An 8,307-nucleotide genomic window follows, 5' to 3' on the forward strand; every position below is an offset into this window, starting at 1 on the left:
ATGAAAGCGGGCGCCGGCGATGGCGGATGGATTGCGACGCGAATTCCGATAGAGATTCGCGGACCCATTCACGAGGACCGCTCCGCCCTGACGCGGAGATGAGGAGGAAATAGCAGTCATGACTTCGATCCGTTTTGCGCTCAACCATATGGCCGCACCGTCGCTTGCCATCGACGATTTTTTCGCACTGGCCAGATCGCTCGGCATCGATGCCGTCGAGATCCGCAACGACCTTTCCGGCAATGCCATCCTCGACGGCACCAAGCCCGAGGTGATCAGGCAAGCGGCCGCCCACCATGGCTTGACGATCATTTCGATCAATGCCCTGCAGCGCTTCAATGAATGGAACGCGACAAGAGCCGCCGAAGCGCAGGAACTGATCGATTATGCCGGCGCGTCCGGCGCCAAGGCGCTCGTCCTCGTTCCGAAGAACGACGGCACCGGCTGCGCCGATGGCGAACGGCAGGCCAACCTGCGTCAGTCTCTGGCCGCGCTGAAGCCGATGCTCAAGGAAGCCGGCATTATCGGTCTCGTCGAGCCGCTCGGCTTCGAGATCTGCTCACTGCGCTCGAAGACCGAGGCGGCCGAGGCAATCAGGGAGCTCGGTGCGGAATCGAGCTTCAGGCTTGTCCACGACACCTTCCACCACCACCTTGCCGGCGAAGCGGCGACCTTCCCTGAGCTGGCCGGCCTCGTTCACATTTCCGGGGTCAGCGATCCCTCCGTTTCCGTTGCCGATATGCGCGATTCCCATCGCGTTCTCGTGGACGGCGACGACCGGCTCGATAATGCCGGGCAGATCAGGGCGCTGCTGCAGGCGGGCTATAAGGGTCCGTTCTCCTTTGAACCCTTTGCCGCGGAAGTTCATGCGGTCAAGGACCCGGCCGGTGCGCTTCGTACCAGCATGGATTACCTCAGCGCGCGGGTTTGAGACCTGAGCGAAATGTCGCCTGACATCGCCATCGACGTCGGGACTGGGCGGGGGACGATTGTCAAGATTGGCTGCGCTGACGCAGCCAATCGCCTGACGTTATTCCCTGCCTCTGAACCGGCGCTGATAGGCCGGATCATAGAGCGAGCTTTCGCGGAAATCTTCCACTGCCAGTGATGGGCCGACGAAGATGATCGCCGTGCGTTCGATCGGTTCGGCGGCAACCTTTGCCTCGATATCGGCAAGCGTGCCGCGCAGGACGCGCTCGTCCGGCCAGGAGGCCTTGACGACGATCGCGACAGAGCAGTCGACGCCGTAAAGCGGCGTCAACTCTTCGACCACTTGCTTCAGCGCGTGGATAGCCAGATGAATCGCCAGCGTGGCGCCAGTCGCGCCGAACTTCGCCAGTGTCTCGTCGTTCGGCATCGGCGACGCGCGGCCGGAAACGCGGGTCAGCACCAGGCTTTGGGCCACTGCGGGGATCGTCAGTTCGCGGCCGAGCGCCGAGGCTGCGGCGGCAAAGGCCGGGACGCCAGGCGTCATCGTATAGTCGATGCCATGCTTTTGCAGCCGGCGCACCTGCTCGGCGACCGCACTCCAGACCGAGAGATCGCCGGAATGCAGCCGGGCGACATCCTGGCCGGCCGCGGCAGCGCGAAGATATTCCGCCTCGATCTCATCGAGCGACATCGGCGCCGTATCGACGATGCGTGCGTCCGGCGGGCAATATTGCAGCAGTTCGGGCGAGACGATCGAGCCGGCATAAAGGCAGACCGGGCATCGGGCGATGAGATCGCGGCCACGCACCGTGATCAGATCTGCAGCACCTGGTCCCGCGCCGATGAAATGCACCGTCATCTCGTTATCCTTTCGTCCAGCGCCACTGCGTCACCGGCATCGCCGGCCGCCAGCCGCTCATGCCGCCGACAGGCTGGGCGCGCGATATTTCGATCCGTGTGAGGAAGCCGCTGCGTTTTGCATGTTCGGCGAGCAGCACCGCTTCCATTTCCAGCGTCACGGCGTTGACAACGAGCCGCCCTCCCGGCTTCAGCGCGGCAATCGCGGTATCGACAACACCCGGTTCGCTGCCGCCGCCGCCGAGGAAGATCACATCCGGCTCCGGCAGGTCTTTCAGCGCGAGGGGTGCCGCACCTTCGACGACAGCAAGATGAGGCACGCCGAAGGCGGCTGCGTTGCGGGCGACACGTGCGGCCCGCTCCGGCGATTGTTCGACGGCGATTGCCTTGAGGCTGGGATCGGCAAGCATCCATTCGATGCCGATCGATCCCGATCCCGCGCCGATATCCCAGAGCAGTTCGCCGTCACGCGGCGCGAGTGCGGAAAGCGTCATCGCCCGGATTTCACGTTTGGTGATCTGCCCATCATGCTCGAACAACTCGTCCTCGAGCCCGGCGGTAAAGGGCAGAATGCGTGCCCCCTCCCCTGCTGCGATATCAAGTGCGCAGACATTCAGGGGATCGATGTCCAGGAGGTCGAAATCCGCCGCCGCCACACTTCTTTGCCGTTCCCGAGCGCCGCCAAGCGCCTCGAGCACTGTAAGTCGCGACTGACCGAAGCCAGCGGCAGTCAGCAGCGCAGCCAGATCGCCAGGCCCCTTTTCGTCCGAAGTCAGCGCGAGGATGCGCCGTCCGCGGTGCAGCTGCGGCCGGATCAGATCGATCGGCCGTCCATGCAGCGAGATCGTTGCGACCTCCTGCAGCGGCCAGCCAAGGCGGGATGCGGCAAGGCTGAAAGCCGAGGGCGCCGGGATGGTGCGCATCTCTTCCGCCGCCACATGGCGGGAGAGCGTTGCGCCGACGCCATAGAGAAAGGGATCGCCGGAGGCGAGCACGACAACAGGCGTGCCGCGCCTTTTAACGACGGCTTCGACCGAGCGCTCGAACGGGCTCTGCCAGGATAGTCTTTCGCCTGTGATCAGCGGCGCAGCAAGTGCGTGGTGCCGCGCGCCGCCGAAGACGGCAAGTGCTGTCGCAATCAGCCTCTTCGCCTCCTCACCCAGCCCTTCTGGACCATCTTCGCCGATGCCGATAATAGTCAGCCAGCGCTGGCCGGACGCAGGAGAGACATCAGACATGGGAAGACCCCGCATCTTGATCCTCGGCGGCACCAGCGAGGCGCGGCTGCTGGCCGAGGCGCTGGCGGCGCGTGATGATTGCGATGTTTTGTTGTCGCTTGCCGGCCGAACCGAAAAACCGGCCACGCAGCCTGTTCCGGTTCGCATCGGCGGTTTCGGCGGCGCTGCCGCACTTGCCGATTTCCTGAAGGCCGGCGGATATGGTCTGTTGATCGACGCCACGCACCCCTTCGCCGAGCGCATTTCGGCCAATGCCGCGTTTGCGGCCGAGACCACCGGCATTGCTGCCATCGCTCTGCGTCGTCCCGAATGGCACCGCCGGCCGGGCGATCGCTGGCAGGAGGTGCAGAGCATTCCGGCTGCCATCGAAGCGCTCGGGCCCTCCCCACCCCGCCATGTCTTCCTGGCGACGGGCCGGCAGGGTGCCCATCATGCGCAAGCCGCACCGCAGCATCACTACCTCGTTCGCAGCGTCGATCCCGTCGAACCGCCGCTTGCGCTTGATAATGTCGACTATGTCCTCGAGCGTGGTCCGTTCACGCTGGAAGGCGAATGCGATCTGCTGAGGCAGCACGACATCGACGTCATCGTCGCCAAGAACAGCGGCGGTGCCGCCACCTATGCGAAGATCGAGGCAGCCCGCCTGCTCGGTATCGAGGTGATGATGGTCGCGCGCGCACCGGCCCGGATCGTCAAGGCGGTCGACACTGTCGAGGCGGCGCTGGCGGCGATCGATCACCTGTTCCCTCCCGCCATGAAACGCGGCGTATAGACGAGGTCCAGTCTGCCTAGTCGCGTGACGATGCGTGTCTCGGCCGAGCCGATGATGATGCAGGTCGCCATATCGGCAATCGACGCATCTGCGTGCGACAGCTGCTGGACGGCGATGCGTTCGTCGGGCCGCCCGGCTGCCCGCCCGAAAATAACCGGCGTTGCGGCAGGCAGATGGTCACGCAACAGCTTGAAGGCTTCGCCAAGCTGCCAGGGCCGCGCCCGGCTGATCGGATTATAGAGCGCGATGACAAAGCCCGCCTTTGCTGCCAATACAAGACGGTTTTCTATTATATTCCAAGGCTTTAGATTGTCGGACAGCGATATGGCGCAGAAGTCGTGGCCAAGCGGAGCGCCTGCTCTTGCCGCCACGGCCAGCATAGCCGTGATGCCGGGCAGGATGGTGAGATCGACCGCGCGCCACGCGGCCGGCCCGTTCTCGATCGCTTCGCAGACCGCGGCCGCCATGGCGAAGACGCCGGGGTCGCCGCCGGAGACGACGCAGACCTTGGCGCCATCCGCTGCCATGGCGAGTGCTGCCCCCGCCCTGTCGAGCTCCTCGCGATTGTCCGAGACATGCCGCAGCTGATCGTGGCGGAGCTGCAGCCTGTCGAGATAAGGCCCGTAGCCGAAGAAATCCGTCGCCGCATCGACAGCGGCCAAAGCTTCCGGCGTCATCTGCTCGGGGTTGCCGGGACCGGTGCCGATCACGAAAAGCCTGCCGGTCATCGGCTGCCCTCCCAGCCCGGCACCAGCACGAGCGAAAAATACGGCGCATTGCCATCGGTCCTGTCGGCAAGCTTTTCCATCGCCGCATTCGCCATGGTGCCGCGCTCGACATAGACGGCTTCTGCAAGCCGGCCGGCCGCTGCCAGCGCCCGGCGGATCTTCGGCAGATTGCGGCCGACCTTCATGATGACGGCGGCTTGCGTATCGGCAAGGCGGCGCGTCAGCTCGGTCTCGGCCATCGTACCGGGCAGTACGGTAAGCACGTCGTCGCCCTGGACGATCGGCATGCCCGCCAGCGACCAGCAGCCCGACATGGCGCTGATGCCCGGGATCACTTCCGTCGGGTAGCGTGTGGAAAGCCTGACATGCAGGTGCATATAGGAGCCGTAGAAGAGCGGATCGCCTTCGCTGAGAACGGCGACAGTCAGCCCGGCATCGAGATGCCCGGCAACCGCTTTGGCAGACAGATCGTAGAATTGGGTGATCAGCCTCTGATAGCGTTCGTCGTTCTTGTCGATCTCGGTCGTCACCGGATAATAGAGCGGCAGCAGCGTCACCCCGGATTTCAGCAGCGGCTCGACGATCGCCTTGCCGTTGCCGCCCCTGCCCTGCTTGGCGAAATAGGCGATCACATCAGCGCCTTCGATGGCGCGCACGGCTTTGAGGGTGAGGAGCTCCGGATCGCCGGGACCCGTGCCGACGCCGATAAGACGGCCGATTGTCGTCATAGGCCCGGCCTCGCCAATGCATTGATGGCGGCTGCCGTCATGGCGCTGCCGCCGAGCCGGCCGCGGACGATGGCAAAGGGTACGCCGTAGGAATTTTCCGCCAGCGCATCCTTCGATTCCGCCGCGCCGACGAAGCCCACGGGCATGCCGAGGATCGCTGCGGGTTTCGGGGCGCCGTCGCGCAGGAGTTCGAGCAGATGGAAGAGGGCGGTCGGTGCATTGCCGATCGCGACAACGCTGCCGCCGAGCCGGTCGAGCCAAAGATGGATGGCGGCCGCCGAGCGCGTATTGCCGGTCTCGCGCGCAAGCTCCGGTGTCGCGGGATCGCGCAGCGTGCAGATCACCTCGTTGAGCGCCGGCAGCCGCGCCCGGGTGACGCCCTGGGACACCATTTCCGCGTCGCAGAAAATCGGCGCCCCACCCTTCAGCGCGTCGCGCGCCGCGCTGACGAAATCGGCGGAGAACAGGAAATGCTCCGCCGCCTCGACCAGCCCGCAGGCATGGATCATGCGCACGGCGATTTCGGCTTGATCGTCGGTGAAGCGCGAAAGATCGGCCTCGGCACGGATAATGGCAAAGGAACGCTCGTAGATCGCATCGCCGCTGCGGATATAATCGTAGTCTGGCATTCCTATTCCTGTCGCAGCGCCTTCGAAACGCCGGTTGCGCCAAGCCGTGTAAGGCAGGCGGCGGTCGATTCGCCAGCGTCTTTGTTGTCTTCGATGGACCGGGCGAGCCTCTCTATAGCGAAATCGATCCGACCGCCAGCGATCCGTTCGACCGGCAGATCCGCCGCAAGCCCATTGAGGATGAGGCCATAACCTTCCGCCGAGCCCGTCAGGGTCAGCGCCGGCCGGGCATGAGCGCAGCCCTTGGCGCAGCCGGATAGATGCAGCGTCAGCGAACCGTCGAAAAGGGCAGGTGCTACGGCAATGAGCCGGCGCGCCAGAGTTCGGGTCTCGTAGAAAGCGGAGCCGCAGGCGCCGGCGCCGGCACAGGCGGCGATATGTTCGGTTTTCTCGCCGGGCTGGGTGCTGAAGCCATGTCCGGCGGCGGCCACCTGCATAGCCGGCACTGTATCGGCGGAAAGCCCGATGAAGAAAAAACCGCGACCAGGCGCAAGTCGGATGGCTGTTGCGCCCCGGGCCTTTGCCAGATCGAGCAAAGCGACCAGATCGGACGCTCTCATCTGCCCGAATTCCGGCCTGACGCCGAGTATGGTTTTGCCGTCCTCAAGCCGGTGCGAGCCGGCAAGCGGCATCCCTGCCGCGCGCGACGGAATGACCTGAATGCCATCCATCGCGGGAAAACGCGCCCGCAGAAGCGCCGGATCGATATACCTTGCCCGCCTGCCCTGCCCGAGGGCCGCCAACAGGCTCAGAATTTCGCCAACGGCTGATATCGCCGCCTTCGCAGGACCGCTCGCGACCGGCATTGCCGTTTCAGCGTCGCCATTGATCGCGACAAGCCAGTCTGCGCCGAATTGCGCGACGATACGAATATCGGCGGAAAGTGCTGACAAGCCGAAGGATCCGCCGCCATCGACGACAAGCGAGAGCTTCGGCGCGAGCCGCGGCGAGGTGAGCAGATCGTGGAGCGTGCTGCGTAAGGCCATTTCCATTGCGGCCGCATCGCTTATTTCCTCCGGGTCGATGCCGTGCAGTGGCGATGTCTCGATCGCTGGTCCGACCGGAACCATGATCCCGGCGGCATCGATATCGTCAGCGAGCTGTCCGACGGTCTCGGCGCGCAGCCCGCGGATCTGCAGATTGCCGCGCGCGGTGATTTCGAGAATGCCGTTTCCATGGGCTGCGGCGGAGCGGGCAAGGCTTGCGAACTGCGACAGCGTCAACGCGCCGCCGGCCGGCCGCAGCCGCACCAGCAAACCATCGCCGGTCTGCATGGGCGCGGCAAGGGCGGGGCAGGCGCCGCGTCTACGCATCTTTGCCGCCGGGCGCCCGTGCAGATCCGCCTCGCCCGTCCTGTCGCTCGCCTTTGCGGCCTTAATGCTCATTCTCGATCCTCTGGCCACTTCTTACATGATCGTAGCCGGGCCGGCAAAGCATGCTGGAAGGCTTCGGACTGGCTATTCCTCGAAATCCCGTCCCTTGCGCAAGAGATAGATGTCCATGATCCATCCGTGCCGTTGCCTGGCCTCGGCCCTGAGCGTCAGAATATCGCTGGCGATGTCGCCAAGTCGCCCTGCTCTGACGATCTCATCCTTGGTGCCGAGATAGGCCCCCCAGAAGATCTCGGCATCGGGATCGTCGATCTTGGCAAAAGCCTGTTCGCCGTCGAGCATGACGATGGTGCTGTCGGCCAGAATCCCGTCCTGCGCCAGCCTGCGCCCTGTGGTGATCTCGATCGGTTTGCCGACGAGGTTGACCGGGATTCTGTGGCTGGCCGCCAGCGCCTGAATGCTGGTGATGCCGGGAATGACGCTGTAATCGAAATCCAGGCTGCTTTCCCGCCGCACGCGTTCGATGATGCGGATCGTGCTGTCGTAGAGACTGGGATCGCCCCAGACGAGAAAGGCGCCGCTGCCCTCATCCGGGAGACCGGAGACCAACTCTCCATAGATGCGGGCGATCTCGCCGTGCCAGGTATCGACGCTCTGCACATAGGTCTTGTCTGCCGCCTGCCTTTGCGGCACCGCGAATTCTGAAATCCTGCCACCTGGCCGCGTGATATAGCGTTCGCAGATATCCCGCCGGATCTCGGCGAGCTCTTCCTTGCCGGCGCCCTTTACCGGCAGGAAGACCACGTCGGCTACGTTCATCGCGTTGATCGCCTGTATGGTGAGGTGCTCCGGGTTGCCCGTGCCGATGCCGATGATATGGATATGCTTCACGCGGATACTCCCCGTTGAGTCCTGGCGGTCTTGCCGAAAAAGCCTCGTCGTCGCAAGGGCTGAACGGGAGTTGGCCGCGGCCAACCGGCCCCGTGGGTGGCGTCCGAGCCCTGTTGTTGCTGCAAACCCCGAATCGTGTCACTTTCGATACGCTTTTTGACGCTATGTTGACAGAAAAGCGCATCGAAAAGGATTGGGTGTT

9 protein-coding genes are annotated in these 8,307 nt (G+C 64.3%); 2 read left to right on the forward strand and 7 right to left on the reverse strand.

All coding sequences use genetic code 11. The features are described from left to right. Positions 1–118 precede the first annotated feature (118 nt). Positions 119–931, forward strand: a complete 813-nt coding sequence (locus tag N2A41_RS31635) for a TIM barrel protein (RefSeq protein WP_260111905.1) — start codon at positions 119–121, stop codon at positions 929–931. Positions 932–1,030: 99 nt separating this feature from the next. On the opposite strand, the gene cobM is transcribed toward N2A41_RS31635, so the two are convergent. Further along, entirely contained in the window at positions 1,031–1,789 is a 759-nt protein-coding gene (cobM, locus tag N2A41_RS31640; RefSeq protein ID WP_260111906.1) for a precorrin-4 C(11)-methyltransferase, read from the reverse strand. Between the two features lie 4 nt (positions 1,790–1,793). Then, positions 1,794–3,026: a precorrin-6y C5,15-methyltransferase (decarboxylating) subunit CbiE gene (gene cbiE, locus N2A41_RS31645; RefSeq protein ID WP_260111907.1), complete on the reverse strand. Its 1,233-nt coding sequence runs from the start codon at positions 3,024–3,026 to the stop codon at positions 1,794–1,796. On the opposite strand from cbiE, the gene N2A41_RS31650 reads away from it, so the two are divergent. Then, entirely contained in the window at positions 3,025–3,798 is a 774-nt protein-coding gene (locus N2A41_RS31650) for a cobalt-precorrin-6A reductase (protein ID WP_260111908.1), read from the forward strand. The genes cbiE and N2A41_RS31650 overlap by 2 nt on opposite strands. Here the strand turns inward: N2A41_RS31650 and N2A41_RS31655 are convergent. The 5 genes from N2A41_RS31655 to cobF all read right to left on the reverse strand — a co-directional run bounded on the left by N2A41_RS31655 (position 3,762) and on the right by cobF (position 8,105). Continuing rightward, a complete protein-coding gene (locus N2A41_RS31655; RefSeq protein WP_260111909.1) occupies positions 3,762–4,526 on the reverse strand; it encodes a precorrin-3B C(17)-methyltransferase in 765 nt (254 codons plus the stop codon). The genes N2A41_RS31650 and N2A41_RS31655 overlap by 37 nt on opposite strands. After that, positions 4,523–5,254 carry a precorrin-2 C(20)-methyltransferase gene (locus N2A41_RS31660; RefSeq protein WP_260111910.1) on the reverse strand — a complete coding sequence of 244 codons (732 nt, stop codon included), beginning with the start codon at positions 5,252–5,254 and terminating at the stop codon, positions 4,523–4,525. Before N2A41_RS31660 ends, N2A41_RS31655 begins: the two co-directional genes overlap by 4 nt. Next, on the reverse strand, positions 5,251–5,883 hold the full coding sequence (locus N2A41_RS31665) for a precorrin-8X methylmutase (RefSeq protein ID WP_260111911.1): 633 nt from the start codon (positions 5,881–5,883) through the stop codon (positions 5,251–5,253). Before N2A41_RS31665 ends, N2A41_RS31660 begins: the two co-directional genes overlap by 4 nt. A 2-nt stretch (positions 5,884–5,885) precedes the next feature. Then, positions 5,886–7,268, reverse strand: a complete 1,383-nt coding sequence (gene cobG, locus N2A41_RS31670) for a precorrin-3B synthase (RefSeq protein ID WP_260111912.1) — start codon at positions 7,266–7,268, stop codon at positions 5,886–5,888. 72 nt (positions 7,269–7,340) lie between these two features. Then, positions 7,341–8,105 (reverse strand): precorrin-6A synthase (deacetylating), encoded by a 765-nt coding sequence (cobF, locus tag N2A41_RS31675; protein WP_260111913.1) that lies wholly within the window; start codon positions 8,103–8,105, stop codon positions 7,341–7,343. Between the last annotated feature and the right edge of the window lie 202 nt (positions 8,106–8,307).

The organism is Rhizobium sp. SRDI969 (assembly GCF_025152725.1).
Taxonomy (GTDB): domain Bacteria; phylum Pseudomonadota; class Alphaproteobacteria; order Rhizobiales; family Rhizobiaceae; genus Rhizobium; species Rhizobium leguminosarum_I.